Here is a 15,838-nt window from a genome sequence, read left to right as displayed (position 1 = left end):
GCTCAGTAGTCGGATTCGGCGGCGAGGACTTCGGCCAGTAAGGCGTCCTCACCCGGTCGGGCCAGCCGGGCGCGGGCGAAGTCGCGCAGCCGGGCCCGTAGCTGGGCGGCTTCGGCGGAGTCCACCACGTCGGCGCCGACGGTGACCGTTACCGAGCGCCAATCATGGTCCCACGCCTGGGTTTCGGACACCGGCCGCTGGTCCGACCCGAACAACGGCAACGTCGCACGCCCGTCCGCGTCGAGGACGCCTGCCGCGCTGAAGGTCCCGGAGCGCAGTCGCACCTCGATGCCGCCTGCGGACGCGTTGGTGGCCACCCGCACCGCCGCGACGGCCGATGACCCCGCCCGCTCGACGGTCCAGTCGACCGTGCGGTCGGCGGCGTCGAACATGCCCGGCGGTACTGCGACCCAGTTGACGGATCCGACGCCCGTGGCGATCGACTCCTTCGACGTGGGGGCCCCGTCCGATCCGGCCGCCAGCGCGTAGTCGTCCCGCCGACCAAGCCCGTTCGGCAGTGAAACCGCGAGGTCAGCGCTCGGCACCCCGAACTCGTCGGCCAGCTCGGCACACGCTTCGGCGAGCTCGGCGACCTTGGGATCGTCGTTGCGCATCCGCTCGGCCAGCTCCGCCCGGTGCGGGCGAAGGAGTTCCGCGACGTCCGAATCGAAGGTGTCCTCGGTGAAGAAGTCCTGAGCTGCCGACGTCAGCAGCGCGAGCTCGCCGTCCAGCACCACCGGGTCCAGCCCGACGATGCCGTCGCGGGCGCTCGCAGGCCACCATCGCCGCAGCCAATGGCCAACGGCGAGCTGGCGAAGCGGAGCGAGCGCTGCGGGCGAGAGCTCGGCCTCCGGCACGTCGAGCGCGGCAACCGCTTCGGGTACGGTATCCAATGCCGCGAGCAGGCGAACGTGGCCGTCCTCTCCAACCACCCGCCAAAGCCATTCTGCGGCAGCGATGTTCGTGAACGTGACGTGAACCGCTTCAGCCGACGGGTCGTCGACCGTCCATGCGAATACGGCCCCACTGACCTCCAGCACCGCGACGGCGGGCGCCGCCGCGACCGCGGGTCCCGTGGTCCACAACCCGGATTCGGCGACCAACTTCATTGCGTCACCTCGATTTCCAGCATGGCCTTGATGCGCTGACGGTGGTCCAGGCTGACCGATCTGGCGACTCCCTCGAGCAGCGACCGGATGTCGTCGACGTCGGCGCAGGACTCCTGCCACACGTCGCGTCCGTGCAGCCGCGCCCACAGCCGGATCGTGTACGGGCGGGCGAAGGCGGTGAGATCGTCGATGACCTGGCGTTGACGTGGGTGCAGCGGAGCGCCCTCGGCCAGGTATCGCCGCGCGTGCAACACGTAGGCCTCCTTGCGCAGTCGCGCCTGGATGAGCCTGGCCAATTCGTAACGGGCGACGGCTGATTCGCGCAGCGGTGCAAGTTCGACGGCCACCTCCATGCCCGCCACCAACGTCGCCTGTTTGTCCTCGGCGAGCAACCCCCACGGAGCACAGGCCCGGTCGACCTCCTCCGAACACAGCAGCGGAATGTCGGGAAGGTCGCCACGATCCATGGCCCGCCGCAACGTCGCTCGCACCCGATCGACCACGCTCCGGTCCAGCGGCCGGTCACGGTCGGTCCCGCCGACCACCTGTGGCTTCTGTTGCGGTGCAATGGAACTCAGTCCCACTTCGACGATCGACCACGGAAGGTCCGCGAACTCGATCCGGGCGCGCGCGCCGATGTTGTACGGCGTCGCATCGGCGATGAGCGCAGACCAGACCCGCTGACGCGCCGTCCGCGCGTTGTGCCCCTCCGCGGGGCCGAGCACGGTGGTGAGGCCGGCCATGAACGGGCCCGAAATGGCCGTCCCGGCGCTGACGTCGCGCCAGCTCCGCTCGAGTTGTCCGGCCAGCGCGTCGATCACCCGACCATCCCGCACATAACGGTTCAGGTGCTCGATGGCGGTGCGGTCCCGGTCGTCGTGAAGGTCCCGCAATACCGTTTCCGCCGTGCGCTGGTCGTCGGGTGACGGCGCTCCCCTAGTGACTGCGAGTTCGAAGCACACCGGGAAGTACAACTCCTGGGCGTTGCCGGTGGTGATCCGCAGCCGCCTCCGCTCGGCCTTCAGAAGCGCGAACCAGCCTGCTGCGGCACGCAGCTGGTCGGCATGGGCGCCGATCAGGTCGCACATGGCGGCCGCGACGTCCGGCGCGAGCACCGGTGCGGAGTACTGCGGGTTGGACCTCAGCCGTAGTACCAGCGGGTCGAGAATGCGTTTGACGGTGCGTCGGAGCGGACCGCCGTCGGTGCCGCTGAGCAGCTCGACTCCAGGTCCGATCGAGCGCCAGGCATGGTCGAGGACCGCGCGGCGCGGTGCGGCGGCGGCCACCCTCGCCACCAGCTGCGGCCCCGTGTCCATCAGCCAAGGATAGGACGCACGGAAAGTTGGGTTCGGTAGCCGACGCTCTGGCCGAAGCTGTGAACATGCCCGATGCCGCGTCCATCGCCCTCGTCTTCCTCGTCAGCGTCGCCTTCGGCGCGGCGTTGGGCGGGCCGCTGACCCGCCGGCTGCGTGGCCGGGAGTACCCGAAAGCGCCCACCGGAGGAACCTCGGCCGTTGCGATCGGGACCGTCCGCACCGTCGCGCCGATCACCGTCGACGTCGAGAGCGTGTCTGGTCACCGCTTCGTCGGTCGCCTGCGCCGGGACGGCGACGGCCCGGCGGTGTCCGAGCTGCAGCCCGGGGTGGTCCTCCTGGTGGCGTTCGATCCGGCCGCCCGGGAACAACTCACCCTGGCTGACGACATCGCGGCGGTTCGGTCCGCCTTCGATCAGATGTTGGTTCGCAAGGGCCTGGTCACCGCTGAGCAACTCGAGCTGATTCGGTTCGGCATCAAGGCCAGTGGCGTGGTGACGGCCATGAGGGCGACGGGAGACGCTCGTGAGGACTACCGCGAGGTCGAGCTCGACCTGATGGTCCGCAGACCCGAGGGCGGGCAATTCCCCGCCCACGAGACCGCCCTGGTGCCCGCGTCGTCGCTGACCGAGGTCGCGCCGGGAAGCGTCATCGACACGTACTACTGGCGCGACGACGAATCCGCCGTCGCGGTGTGCGTGCCGCCCAGCTGAGGGCTTACCTGGCACCGTCGACCGTGTACGTGACGAGCGCCGCCCAGTAGACCGGGCTGGCCTCCGCGTCGCCGTCGCGCCAGCGTCGCATCTGCGCGCGTTGCCACGCATTGACCGCTCGGCCCGCCTCGCTGGACTGATGCGCCTCGTCCACCGCGACGATGACGTCGGCCATCGGGTCGCCGGCGGGCGCGTGGGCGAACTGGCGGTGCCCCGCAGTGGTCGGCAGCGCCCAGAGGGTCGCGGTGACCAGCTCGGCTCCGCCCAGCACCACCGCCGCCACCAGCCCAGTGGCCTCGTCGAAGCGGTAGTCCCCGCCAGAAGCACAGGCCAGCAGCGCAACTCGCGGAGGCATCGACATGCGCAGCGACATGAGGTCCGACGCCGTCAACGGCCGGTCGTCGGCGACGTGCAGCGCGGCCTGGTCCGCCCGGCCTGCGTCGTCGGCCGTGGCGTGGCCGACGAAGAGCAATCGGCTCGGCGCGTCCGCGAGCATGCTCGCGAGCCAGGCCCCATCGGCGTCGGTACGTCGGAACAGCTCGACCGCGGTGGCGACGGCTGGCCGAACGGTGCCACCCGCCACCAGCCGCTCGAAGTGCTTCGCCAACGGCGTATCTGGCGAGGGGCGGCCCAGGACCGAGCCGAGCGCGGAGTCTGGGCGTTGGTTCGGAACTCGCGGATCGAGCACGAGCAACGGGGGCCGGTCGGCGCGGCGCGCCCACGCGACGGGTGTACGTGCGCCGTTGGCGATGTTGGCGGGCACGGCCATCAACACGTCCACCAACTCGATCAGTCGGTAGCCCTCGGTCAGCGCGCCGATGTCGTCACTCGGCCAGGGAATCCGGGCCGCGGTCGGACCCTCTTGCGTCACGGCCGCCACCCGCGCCCGAATCAGTTCCTCGGCCGGAGGTCGCACCGCGGGTAACGCCAAGAGCCCCCACGGAACCCGCGCCAACCGTGCGCTCGGCGAGACGAACAACACCGCCCGCGGCGACGCCACGAGGTCGAGCAGCAGCTGCCACGCGGCATCGGAGAGCAACAGCACGCCGAGTCGATACGCCAGCACGAGCTCGGTCGCCGGCGTCGCGAACGGTCCCACCGCGAGGGCCCGGGCCAGTGCGTCGGTGACGGATTCCCCCGGCCGCGGTTCCGGAAGCGCGGCGTCGAGCTCGGCCAGCGAAGCGAGCAGCAGCGGCTCCTCGACGACCCAAGAGACGGTGCGAGCTGGTTGCCCGACGACGCGAAGGCTCCCGTACGTGGCCGTCCCCAGGTCCGCGAAGCGAAGGACCAGCGTTGGCGGCTGGGAGTCGGTCACGGCCACGTAGACCAGGCGGGCTCGTCCGACGTCACGTGCTGGCCATACCGCGCGGATGCGAGAGCGCGGTACTCGTTCAGCAGCTCGCCGAGGGTCGGATCCATCTTCAGCGGCGGCAGTGGACCAAGACGAATCAAGGAGGGGCCCGACTCGGGCGCAGGTCCGCCCGCCACCATCGCCAGCTGATCGAGATCCTCGATCGGCGCGGGCGCCGTTGCCACGCGGGCGAACTCCAATCCCGACGCGGACGGTGGCTCTGCGCTGAAAGTGCCCCGCGCGCTGTGATATTCGATGAGCTCGCCGAGTAGATCGTCGCGATCCGACTCCCAAGCCACGGCGAACGCCGAGGCGAGCAGCGGCGCGGACACGCAGGTCGCCCACTGCGCGCGCGCCTCGGCGTCGACGATCGAGTACCGCACCGAGTCAACGGCGAGCGCGGCCGGAATCTTCAGGTCGGCCGCCTTGGTGAGCTTGTCCATCGCATCGCGATGACCCGGGCTGCCGGGCTCGGCGTTCGTGACGCCCAGTGCCGAGCCGTAGCGGCGCTCGGCCGCCGCCCAGTCCTCCTCGGGATCTCCTGCGCCGTCGAACCCGAGGTCGGCGAGCGCGTGTGCGCGCCAGACGTTGCCGAGGTGATCGTCGAGGCGGGCGTACGCCAGCCAGCTGCTGCGCGGCGAGGAGTCGAGGCAGTCCCTGGCCTGCTCGATCATGTCGATCGCGTCCTGATACCGGCCGCGGAAGATGGCGATCCAGCTGCGCTGCAACAGGATGCGGTGAATGTGGAGTGGCCGACCGAGCTCACGCCAGTGCCGTTCGGCGTGCCCCCAGCACTCGTCGGCGACTTGGAGCCCGCCCGCCGCCATCCTGGTCAGTCCGAAGTAGAGCCAGCACCTCGACACGTCATTGGCCCTCATGTACTCCGCGATCACCGGGTAGGCCTCCCTGACCAGTTCCTCGGTACCGCTGCGATCCCCTGCCGCCCAGCGCGCGGTGGCCCGCTCCAGCAGCGTGCGCGCGCTCATCAGTTCCCATCCGCGCTCCGCGGCGCGGGCACCTGCGCGCCGCAACCACGGGTCGGCCTCGGCGCGGCGGCCCGTCTCGATGCAGAACCTGGCGTAGCCCAGTCCCCCGATCACCCGGATGCGGTCGGCGGCCTCGGTGCCGGTCGATGGCGCCTCCAACTCGGCGATGACGTTCTGCCACAGCGGAACCGAGCGCACGTGGAGGTCGTCCTCGCAGAGCGCCCCCGCGCACATCACCCGCGCGTGGGTGCGGAGATACACGAACTCGTCGGCGAGATCCGGATGGTCTGCGGTCATTCCGTCGAGGACGGTCAACGCCACGGCAGCACCCTCGTGGTCGCCGATCGCGGCGGCCAGTCCGGTTTCCAGGTGTTGAGCGCGACGCGAGTACCGACAGACCAGCTGGCGTGTCTCGGCCTCGGTGAACGTGGACTCCGCTGCGATGTCGGGTGGCGCCGTGCCATCGAGGGTTGCGGTGTAAACCGAGAGGCATTCGCGAATGCGGCGCACGGCCTCTCGCACGCCGTCGTATGCCGTCCGGGCGAGGTACAACTCGCCGAGTTGGGCGAGCGCCTCGAGCAGCCAGTCATCGCGGTCGACCTCGTCCAGCAGCTTCAGCAGCAGCCGCTTGGCCGCCTCCTCGGAGTCTGCGTGGATGAGGTGGCGGGCCCGCTCCAGCTCGCCGGGGATGGACACGGCCAAATCATAGGTCGAGCGCACCATGGACGGCCGAAAGCGGCGGTCGCGCCGTGCGCGTCCCCCGCCCGCGGAGGGGACCGTCAGTTGCAGGTCACCTTGATCTCGAACTTCTTCGTGATCATTCCCGCCATCGGGTTCTTCATGTCGGCGCCCTGCGCCTCACCGCTGATGGTGTAGCTGCTGCCGTCGACGGACACGTCGGCCGAACCGGTCTTCATGCCGCCCATCTCGGAGACCGCCAGCGCGCTGCCGTCGTACACCAGGCCGAGCGACTCCACCTTCGGGGTGGCCTCGTCGGTCATCACGACGCCGAGCCCCTGGGCGCCGCCACCGATCGGAGCGCTGGCGATGTTGATCTTCCCCGCCGCCTTGACGCAGGTCACCGAGTTCAGGTCGAGGCCTTGGAGGTCGCTGCCCTCCACCTTCACCGAGGTGCTGCCACCGCCGGTGCTCACCTCGGAGCTACCGGTTTCGGCCTTGGTGCTCGAGGAACTCGACGTCGTCGAACCCTTGTCGTCCGAACATCCGACCAATGCCAGGGCAATCGCCGCCAGGCCGACACCCGCCGTGACTACTCGCTTCATGGTGTTCCCTTCATTTTCGCGTCGCCCCGATGGCGTCGTCGTGAAGCAAGTAGAGCCAGTGCGAATCGCTACCGATCCCAACTATCGCCGGGAGTACCGTTGGCAACGTGCCCGACGAAGAGCCCAAAGTGCCCACCTCAGGCGAGGTCACGCCCGACGACGTAGCGCTGCACGACCTGGTGCCCGCCGAGCCGGAATCGGTTCCGGCCACCGCCACGCCCGTCACCCCGCTGCCCGTTGCCCCGGAGGAGACGGGCTACACGGCCAGTGGGGTGCCCACTTTCGACTACGCGCGCGAGAAGATCGAGACGCGGTACGGCACCGCGATCGGAGCGCACGAACTTGCGTCGGAGACGCCCGAGGGCCGCACCGTCGAGGAGCAGTACGAGGCCCGCCAGAAGGCGGCTGCGGAACGACTGGCGCAGATCCGCGAGTCGATGCACGGCGACGCGTCCGACAACACCTGAGTGGTGCGCTCCTTCACCGTCGAAGAGCGACGGGCCCGGCTCGCGCGTCGCCACTTCCTCGCCGACCCGCCCCACGCATCGGTGGCCGAGGTCGCGCACCACTTCGTGGGCTTGCACGCCACCGATCCGGCGACGCCCTATCTGACGCTGTGGGCGCGCCTGAACGGGTTCACGCGCACCGACCTCGACGATGCGCTCTACACGTCACGCACGGTGGTGAGATCCCTCGCGATGCGAAGGACCCTCTGGGTCGTCGACACCGCGGACGTGTCCGCCGTGCAGGTGGCGTCGAGCGACCGTGTCGCGGCGTCCGAGCACAAGAAGCTCGCCGCCGACGTGGTGAAGGCGGGTATCGCCCCGGACGGCGACGTGTGGCTGGAACGCGCGAGCACCGCCGTGCTGCGTCATCTCGCCGAGCACGGCCACGCCAGCGCCCGCGAATTGCGCACCGCGCTACCCGAACTCGCCGGTCACTACGACCCTGCACCCGGAAGGCCCTGGGGTGGACCGACACCCATCGGCCCGCGAGTCCTGACCGTGCTGGATGCGCGTGGTGAGTTGCTACGCGGTCCGAACGACGGGTCGTGGACGACGTCGCGACCGCGCTGGGTGGCCGCCGCGGACTGGTTGGCGACGGAGCGCACTGCCGCCGACCACGGCGAGGCCAGCGCCGACCTGGTGCGAACCTGGCTGCACACGTTCGGTCCCGCGACGGTCAACGACGTGAAGTGGTGGTTCGGCCACACCCTGACGTGGGCCAGGGAGGCGTTGCGTGCAGCGGGCGCCGTCGAGGTCGACCTGCACGGCAGCCCCGGCGTCGCGATGCCCGACGACCTCGAGGCCGAACCCGCGGTCGACCCGTGGTGCGCACTGCTGCCGGGCCTCGACGTGACGACCATGGGCTGGCAGGAACGCGATTGGTACCTCGGCGAACACCGGGCCATGGTGTTCGACAACCGCGGCAATGCCGGCCCCACGGCGTGGGTGAACGGCAGGGTCGTCGGCGCCTGGGTACAGGATGCCGACACCAAGGTATCGCTGCGTCTGCTCGAGGACGTGGGCCGGTCCGCTGCGAAGGCGTTGGCGCGCAAGGCCGATGAGCTCACCGAGTGGCTCGGCGGCGTGCGGATCGCCCCGAGGTTCCCGTCCCCGCTGTCGAAGTCTGGTTAGGCGCTGACCTTGCGGCGCCGCTTCTTCGGAGCGGGCGCGTCGAGCATCTTGGCGAGGAACTGACCGGTGTAGCTGTCCGGGCTGGCCGCGACGTCCTCCGGCGTGCCTTCCGCGACGACGGTGCCGCCACCGGCACCGCCCTCGGGACCCATGTCGACGATCCAGTCGGACGTCTTGATCACGTCGAGGTTGTGCTCGATGACGATCACGGTGTTGCCCTTGTCGACCAGGCCGTTGATGACCTTGAGTAGCTTGCGGATGTCCTCGAAGTGCAGGCCGGTGGTGGGCTCGTCGAGGATGTAGATGGTGCGCCCCGTGGAACGCTTCTGCAGCTCGGCGGCGAGCTTCACGCGCTGCGCTTCACCGCCGGACAGCGTGGGCGCCGGCTGGCCGAGCCGCACGTAGCCCAGCCCGACGTCGACGAGCGTCTTGAGGTACCGGTGAATCGACGAGATCGGCTCGAAGAACTCGGTGGCTTCCTCGATGGACATATCGAGCACCTCGGAGATGGTCTTGTGCTTGTAGTGCACCTCGAGCGTCTCGCGGTTGTAGCGCGCCCCGTGGCAGACCTCGCACGGCACGTAGACGTCGGGCAGGAAGTTCATCTCGATCTTGATGGTGCCGTCGCCCGAGCAGGCCTCGCAGCGACCGCCCTTGACGTTGAACGAGAATCGGCCCGGCTGGTAACCGCGGACCTTTGCCTCGGTGGTGGCCGCGAACAACGTCCGGATCTTGTCGAACACCCCCGTGTAGGTGGCCGGGTTGGACCGTGGCGTCCGACCGATCGGCGACTGGTCCACCCGCACCAGCTTGTCCAGCTGGTCGACGCCGTTGATCCTGGTGTGCCGCCCGGGCACCTGACGTGCGCCGTTGAGCTTGTTGGCCAGCACCGACGCCAGGATGTCGTTGACGAGCGTCGACTTTCCGGAGCCCGAAACGCCGGTGACGGAGGTCAGCACGCCGAGCGGGAACGTCACGTCGATCTCGTGAAGGTTGTGTTCGCGGGCGCCGACCACGGTGAGTTGTCGCTTGCGGTCGAACGGACGGCGGATCGCGGGGACCTCGATGCTCTCCTTGCCGGAAAGGTAAGCGCCGGTGATGGATTCGGGGTTGGTCAACAGGTCGGCATAGGAGCCGCTGTGGACGATCTGGCCGCCATGTTCACCCGCGGCCGGGCCGATGTCGACCACCCAGTCGGCGTGCGCGATGGTGTCCAGGTCGTGCTCGACGACGATCAACGTATTGCCGAGGTCGCGCAGCCGCACCAGGGTTTCGATGAGCCTGCGGTTGTCGCGCTGATGCAAGCCGATGGACGGCTCGTCGAGCACGTACAGCACGCCGACGAGGCCCGAGCCGATCTGCGTGGCGAGCCGAATGCGTTGTGCCTCACCGCCCGACAACGTGCCAGCCGCCCGCGACAGAGACAGGTAGTCCAGGCCGACGTCCAACAGGAAGCCGAGCCGCGACTGCACCTCCTTGAGCACCTGACCGGCGATGGCCGCCTCACGGATACCGAGCGTGAGCGCGTTGAGGAACTTCGAGCAGTCCGCGATGGACAGCTCGGTGACCTGGGCGATGGACTTGGCACCGTAGTGGCCCGCCTCCATCGTCACCGCGAGGATCTCCGGCTTCAGCCGCGTGCCCTCGCAGACGGGGCACGGCACGTCGCGCATGAAGCCTTCGTAGCGTTCCTTCATCTGCTCGGACTCGGTCTGTTCCATCCGGCGCGAGAGGAACGCCATGACGCCCTCGAAGTCGGCGTAGTAGGACCGGGTGCGACCATAGCGGTTCTTGTACTTCACGTGGACCTGCTCGTCGCAGCCCTCGAGGATCGATTTCCGCGCCTTGACCGGCAGCTTGCGCCACGGGGTGTCGACGTCGAAGCCGAGTGCCTCCCCCAGACCTTCGAGCATGCGGGTGAAGTAGTCGGCGGTGTGTCCCATCGCCCACGGGGCGATGGCGCCCTGAGCGAGCGTGAGGTCGGGGTCGGGCACGACGAGGTCGGGGTCGACCTCCTTGCGGATGCCGAGGCCGGCGCACTCCGGGCAGGCGCCGTAGGGCGAGTTGAACGAGAAGGACCGTGGCTCGAGGTCGTCGACGGCCAAGGGGTGACCGTTGGGGCACGCGAGCTTCTCGGAGAACCGCTGTTCGCGGTGCGGTGAATCCTCGGGTTCGTCGACGAAGTCCAGCACCACGATGCCGTCGGCGAGGTTCAGCGCCGTCTCGATGGAGTCGGTGAGGCGCTGCTTGGAGCTGGCCTTGACGGTGAGCCGGTCGACGACCACCTCGATGTCGTGCTTCTCCTGCTTCTTCAACGTCGGCGGGTCGGTGAGCGGGTGCACGATCCCATCGACGCGGACGCGGCTGTAGCCCTGAGTGTTGAGCTTGTCGAACAGGTCGACGAACTCCCCCTTGCGCGTGCGCACGACCGGGGCGAGCACCTGGAACTTGATGCCCTCGTCCATGGCCAGCACCTGGTCGACGATCTGTTGCGGCGTCTGCTTGGCGATGCGCTCACCACACACTGGGCAATGTGGTGTGCCGGCGCGGGCGTAGAGCAGGCGCAGGTAGTCGTAGACCTCGGTGATGGTGCCGACGGTTGAGCGCGGGTTGCGGTTGGTCGACTTCTGGTCGATGGACACCGCTGGGGACAGGCCCTCGATGAAGTCGACGTCCGGCTTGTCCATCTGCCCGAGGAACTGACGGGCGTACGCCGACAGCGACTCGACGTAGCGCCGCTGGCCCTCGGCGAAGATCGTGTCGAACGCCAGCGACGATTTGCCCGAACCCGACAAACCCGTGAAGACGATCAACGCGTCGCGCGGCAGTTCGAGGTCGATGCTGCGCAGGTTGTGCTCGCGCGCACCCTTGATGATCAGGCGGTCAGCCAACTAACTACTCTCCTGGTCCGAACCAGCGGAACGCTGTCCGCGCCCATGCTATGTCGCCCCACCGACAAGCCCCAGCCGAGCCCGATACCGTGACGGACATGACCACCCGAAGACGAGCACGAGTGAGGATCGCAGCGAGGCACGAGCGAGGACCGGAGCGAGCGGGAGTCGAGGCATGAAATACGTCGACGACAACTACTCAGGCCATGTCGAGCCAGGCACCGCCGCCCGTCGCGTTCTTCCCGGAGCGTCGATCGTGAAGGTGTCAGTGGGCCCGCACGACAACAACGCCTACCTCATCTCTTGTTCCCGCACCGGCGAGTCCTTACTCATCGACGCGGCGAACGACGCATCGATCCTGCTCGACCTCATCGCGAAGCAGGCCCCCAAGCTGTCGCTCATCGTCACCAGCCACCAGCATCCCGACCATTGGCTGGCCCTCGAGGAGGTGGCGAAGGCCACCGGCGTGCCGACCGCCGCGCACCAACTGGACGCCGAGCCGCTGCCGGTCACACCGGATCGGATCCTCGCCGATGGCGACACCATCACCGTCGGCGACCTCAGCCTCGACGTCATCCACCTGCAGGGCCACACCGAGGGCTCCGTCGCGCTGGCGTTGAGCGGGCCTGCGGCGGGCGACGCGGTGCAGTTGTTCACTGGCGACTGCCTGTTCCCTGGCGGCGTCGGCAAGACGTGGCGCGACGGCGACTTCGAGCGCCTGCTCGACGGCGTCACGGCCAAGGTGTTCGACGTCTACGACGACTCGACCGTGGTCTATCCGGGCCACGGCGACGACACGACGATCGGCGCCGAGCGGCCGCACCTCGCGGAGTGGCGCGCACGCGGCTGGTGACGCTCAGGTGCGCGGCGTCCACTCCACTGCGAGCCGCTTGATCCCGTGGACGAACGCCGACCGCAGGATCGCGGGTTCCTCGACCGCGACGACGTCGGGGAGCTGCCGGTGCAATTCGCGGAACAGCACCCGGATCTCGCGCCGCGCCAGGTTGGCGCCGAGGCAAAAGTGCGCACCGCCCGCGCCGTAACCGATGTGCGGGTTCGGCGAGCGCGTCACATCGAAGAGCCACGGGTTGCCGAACTTTCGCTCATCGCGATTGGCGGAGTTGTACCACATGGACACCTTGTCTCCCGCCTTCATTCGGACGCCGCTCATTTCGACGTCCTGATTCAGGTTGCGACGCATGAAGATGATGGGCGAGGCCCACCGCACGATCTCCTCGACGGCCGTGTTGGCCACGCCGTCGAAGTCGGCCCACCACTTTTCCCGCTCGTCGAGGTAACGGGTGAGGGCGACCATGCCGTGACTGATGGCGTTGCGCGTTGTCTCGTTCCCGGCCGCGCACAGCAGGATGAAGAACGACGAGATCTCCGCCGACGTCAGCCGTTCTCCGTCGACCTCCGCCAGGACCAGGTTCGTGGTGAGGTCCTCGGCGGGGTGCGCCCTACGGTCCTCCGCGAGCTGCATCCCGTACGCGGCCAATTCGGTTGCCACGACGGTGATTTCGTCCATCCCACCGGAGGCTTCGTCGTCGCCGGCGCCCATGATCACCGACGTCCAGTGGTAGACCTTCTGTTCGTCCTCGTGCGGGATGCCCATCATGTCGCAGATGATCTGCAGCGGCAGCGGCGCGGCCACCTCGGCGACGAAGTCGGCGTGCCCATCCGGGTGAGCGGCCACCAGTTCGGTGACGAGGTGCCGGGCCCGGTCGGCGACGCTCTGTTCGATCCGGGTGAGCACCGACGGCGTGAACGCCCGGTTCACGATCGACCGGAGCCGAAGGTGCCGTGGATCGTCGAGCGTGATCATCGACCCGAAGAACTCGGCGATCTCGACGGGCACGTCGTTCAGCGACGTACTGGTCGGGCTCGAGCTGAACACGTCGGGGTGACGGCTGGCGTGGTGGACGTCCTCGAATGACGTCAACGCCCAATGGCCGGCCCCCGTCGGAAAGCCGGCGAACTCGGGAACCTCGAAGAACGTGACGGGCGACTCGCGCCGCAGCGTCGCGAACGCACCGTCGCGGTGGTCGTCGTCCCACTCCCAGAAGTCGATGGTCCCGAGATCGATGTCATCGAGCGGGACGTCTGGGGGTGGCGCGCCGTTGTCGCGCCGCGCAATGCCGGTCCGACTGACTGTTGGCGTCATCATTGACTCCCTCGTCAGCGCGAGTGTTACACGAGCGCGTGGATCAGGAAGTGTGAACGATCAGCACGTCGGACTTGGAGCGTCGCGCCACGTTGGCGGGCACCGATCCCAGCAGGCGGCCTGCGATGGTGCTCAGCCCCACGTTGCCGACGACCAGCAGGTCGGCCTTGACCTCTTCGGCGAGGTCGACGAGGGCGTCAACGGGCGCACCGACGATGGCCTTCTCCTCGACGTTCTGGGCTCCGGCGCTGTGGGCGCGGTCCTTCGCTTCGCGCAGGATCGCGTAGATCGGCGCGTTGCCGGACATCTTGTAGCCCTCGTCCTTGAGGACGTCGGCTGCCCGCTGATCCTCGCTTTGAGGGAAGTACGCCGTCGCCACGACGAGCTTGGCGCCCGACCCGGCAGCAATCGTCGCGGCACGCTCCACCGCACGCAGGGACGAATCCGAACCGTCCGTGCCGACGACCACGGTCTGATAGCCGCTCATCCAAGCCCTCCCAGTGTCGATTTCCAAGCCATCGGAGACAGTAACCCGTCGCAGGACGCGAATGGGTGCAATTCGCTCGGATGGCCTGCTCCTAGCAGCCTTGATCCTAGTCACCGGCGGCCCGCTGATCGGGGCATTCGTGATCAACGCGACGCTGATTTCCCGCCTAGTGCCACGTCGCAACACGCCGCAACAGTGACGTCGGTCATGTTCGTCGCGAGCGCAACCCGAAATCTGCTCGGCTCCAACCGCTTTCGCGGAGTCGCTCAGTGGGGTCGGTGCCGGGGGTCGAAATTGTGTGGCGCGGACTCCTGGGCCTTCACCGCAAAGTCGGTGTCGGAGAACGTGTAGCGATACCACGGTTCGTCGTCGCAGCGTCCGAGTTGGTGTCGAAGATTGCTGAATGCACCGTAGACGGCGCGGTACGGCTGCCCGTTGTAGTGCTGAAGGATCTCCTTCCAGGTCCGGGGAGCCTCCCGGATGAGCGCCGCCATGTCCAGCGTCAGTTCCGCCTCCGACATCACGACCAAGTCCGGCGGCGGATCGCCCAATTCGAACGCCATGCTGCGATCGAAGTGCGTCGGATTGAACTTGGGGCTGATCGGGATGGTGCAGTCCAAGCCGATCTTCGATGCGGTTCCCGGCGCCGCATCCTCGGCGATCATCGGGTCCACGGTCATCGTGTTGCCGTTCGGGAGCGTCACCGTGTCCAGGTGCGGCATGTATCGGAACGCCATCGCGCACTGCACGGCGTTGTCGTCCCAGATGTCGACGTCCTCGTCGAAGACCATGGCGATCTTCGGAAGCCCCTGTTTCGAGCACGTCAGCATCACGCCCAGCGCCTGCTTCGAGTCGCCAGCGCCTCGCGTGTTGATCTTCGCGTAGGCGATGTTCGACAACCCGCCAAGTGGAGCGCGGACCTCCTTCACGTCGATGCCGGCCATCGCAAGCCCGCCGTAGAGGTCGGACTCGATCATCGGCAGCTGCAGCATGTTGTCGGTGTACCAGGGGTGCGTGCCGCCGATCGTCGCGTGTTGGTAGATGCCGCCCTTGCGGAAGGTCATCGCCTTGACGATCGCGCGGAAGTTGGCCTTGATTCCGCCGCCGTACATACCGGTGAACTCGCCGTACGGCCCCTCGTCGTGGGTCAATCCCTCCGTGGCCATGAGCTCGCACTCGATGACGATCTCGGCGTTGGCGGGCACCAGCAGGTCGATGGTCTCGCACTTCACCAGCTTCGCGGGATGGCCGTAGAAACTGCCGAGCACCTCGAAGTCGTCGGTGCCCGGCGGCACGCCCGTCAGCGCAGCCACCTTGTCCACGAGCGGGCCGCCGAGCACGATCGCGAGTTCGAGGTTGCGCCCCTTGGCTTGTGCCGCTTGGGAGTGCAACCGAGCGCGGTGCGACGTGCACGTCATGTCGAACAGCTTCTCGTTCTTCGTCCGGAACATGCTGCGGTAGATGCCCCAGTCGTAGACGCCGGTGTCGGGGTGCTTGGTCACCACCAGGTTGTCGTTGGTGTAGGCGTGGCCGTCGCGGTCGTGATGCAGGAACAGCGGCAGTCGGGTCAGGTCGACGTCGTCGCCGGTGAGGATGACCTCCTTGCACGGTGCGGTGTCGACGAACGCCGGCTTGATGCGGCCCTTGCCGAGTTCGACCATCCGACGGCCGGTCTCACTCTTCTCGCAGCCGAGTGCCCACGCGGTCTGATCCTGGTTCGAGTAGGCGTTGGCGAGGAACTGGAACTCGCAGTCGGTGACCTTCTCCACCAGCACGGCGGTCAGGGGGTTGGCCTCCATGACGGCGGGCAGCTCGTCGACCCGCTTCTCCTCCTTGATGCGGACGAGCAGGCCCGCCTTCTCCATGTCGTCGACGAAGTCGCTCAGGCTCTGCTGCGGCATGAC

General features: G+C 68.2%; 13 protein-coding genes. 4 read left to right on the top strand and 9 right to left on the bottom strand.

Going from position 1 to position 15,838, the window contains the following annotated elements; translation table 11 throughout:
- Positions 1-2: 2 nt before the first annotated feature.
- Positions 3-1,109 (bottom strand): hypothetical protein, encoded by a 1,107-nt coding sequence (locus SLQ33_RS13390; RefSeq protein ID WP_319454313.1) that lies wholly within the window; start codon positions 1,107-1,109, stop codon positions 3-5.
- Complete coding sequence (locus SLQ33_RS13385; protein ID WP_319454312.1) at positions 1,106-2,425, bottom strand: hypothetical protein; 1,320 nt, start codon at positions 2,423-2,425, stop codon at positions 1,106-1,108. Before SLQ33_RS13385 ends, SLQ33_RS13390 begins: the two co-directional genes overlap by 4 nt.
- A gap of 65 nt (positions 2,426-2,490) precedes the next feature.
- Between SLQ33_RS13385 and SLQ33_RS13380 the strand changes: the two genes are divergently transcribed.
- A complete protein-coding gene (locus tag SLQ33_RS13380; protein WP_319454311.1) occupies positions 2,491-3,135 on the top strand; it encodes a hypothetical protein in 645 nt (214 codons plus the stop codon).
- A 4-nt stretch (positions 3,136-3,139) separates the two neighbouring features.
- Here the strand turns inward: SLQ33_RS13380 and SLQ33_RS13375 are convergent, their stop codons facing one another.
- From SLQ33_RS13375 to SLQ33_RS13365, 3 genes are all read right to left on the bottom strand, one after another.
- Entirely contained in the window at positions 3,140-4,450 is a 1,311-nt protein-coding gene (locus SLQ33_RS13375; protein WP_319454310.1) for a CHAT domain-containing protein, read from the bottom strand.
- A complete protein-coding gene (locus SLQ33_RS13370) occupies positions 4,447-6,168 on the bottom strand; it encodes a hypothetical protein (protein WP_319454309.1) in 1,722 nt (573 codons plus the stop codon). Before SLQ33_RS13370 ends, SLQ33_RS13375 begins: the two co-directional genes overlap by 4 nt.
- Positions 6,169-6,251: 83 nt before the next feature.
- On the bottom strand, positions 6,252-6,755 hold the full coding sequence (locus tag SLQ33_RS13365) for a lipoprotein LpqH (protein ID WP_319454308.1): 504 nt from the start codon (positions 6,753-6,755) through the stop codon (positions 6,252-6,254).
- Between the two features lie 230 nt (positions 6,756-6,985).
- Here SLQ33_RS13365 and SLQ33_RS13360 point away from each other — a divergent pair, with 230 nt between their 5' ends.
- Together SLQ33_RS13360 and SLQ33_RS13355 are read left to right on the top strand one after the other, a co-directional pair.
- The gene (locus tag SLQ33_RS13360; RefSeq protein ID WP_319454376.1) at positions 6,986-7,222 is read left to right on the top strand and encodes a hypothetical protein; all 237 of its coding nucleotides are present in this window, start codon (positions 6,986-6,988) and stop codon (positions 7,220-7,222) included.
- A gap of 3 nt (positions 7,223-7,225) precedes the next feature.
- Positions 7,226-8,392, top strand: coding sequence for a winged helix DNA-binding domain-containing protein (locus SLQ33_RS13355; protein WP_319454375.1), 1,167 nt, complete (start codon positions 7,226-7,228; stop codon positions 8,390-8,392).
- Here SLQ33_RS13355 and uvrA read toward each other — a convergent pair.
- Entirely contained in the window at positions 8,389-11,283 is a 2,895-nt protein-coding gene (gene uvrA, locus SLQ33_RS13350) for an excinuclease ABC subunit UvrA (protein ID WP_319454307.1), read from the bottom strand. The two genes, SLQ33_RS13355 and uvrA, sit on opposite strands and share 4 nt — an antisense overlap.
- 175 nt (positions 11,284-11,458) lie before the next feature.
- Here uvrA and SLQ33_RS13345 point away from each other — a divergent pair, with 175 nt between their 5' ends.
- On the top strand, positions 11,459-12,136 hold the full coding sequence (locus tag SLQ33_RS13345) for an MBL fold metallo-hydrolase (RefSeq protein WP_319454306.1): 678 nt from the start codon (positions 11,459-11,461) through the stop codon (positions 12,134-12,136).
- A 3-nt stretch (positions 12,137-12,139) separates the two neighbouring features.
- On the opposite strand, the gene SLQ33_RS13340 is transcribed toward SLQ33_RS13345, so the two are convergent.
- The 3 genes from SLQ33_RS13340 to SLQ33_RS13330 all read right to left on the bottom strand — a co-directional run bounded on the left by SLQ33_RS13340 (position 12,140) and on the right by SLQ33_RS13330 (position 15,835).
- Positions 12,140-13,450, bottom strand: a complete 1,311-nt coding sequence (locus SLQ33_RS13340) for a cytochrome P450 (RefSeq protein ID WP_413467640.1) — start codon at positions 13,448-13,450, stop codon at positions 12,140-12,142.
- Between the two features lie 40 nt (positions 13,451-13,490).
- Positions 13,491-13,934 (bottom strand): universal stress protein, encoded by a 444-nt coding sequence (locus SLQ33_RS13335; protein WP_319454304.1) that lies wholly within the window; start codon positions 13,932-13,934, stop codon positions 13,491-13,493.
- 266 nt (positions 13,935-14,200) lie between these two features.
- Positions 14,201-15,835 (bottom strand): UbiD family decarboxylase, encoded by a 1,635-nt coding sequence (locus SLQ33_RS13330; protein WP_319454303.1) that lies wholly within the window; start codon positions 15,833-15,835, stop codon positions 14,201-14,203.
- Between the last annotated feature and the right edge of the window lie 3 nt (positions 15,836-15,838).

Origin of the sequence: Mycobacterium sp. RTGN6 (genome assembly GCF_033804605.1) — a bacterium.
Lineage (GTDB): Bacteria > Actinomycetota > Actinomycetes > Mycobacteriales > Mycobacteriaceae > Mycobacterium.
Note: the sequence above shows the minus strand (reverse complement) of the source record. Positions and strands in the feature narration are given on the sequence as shown.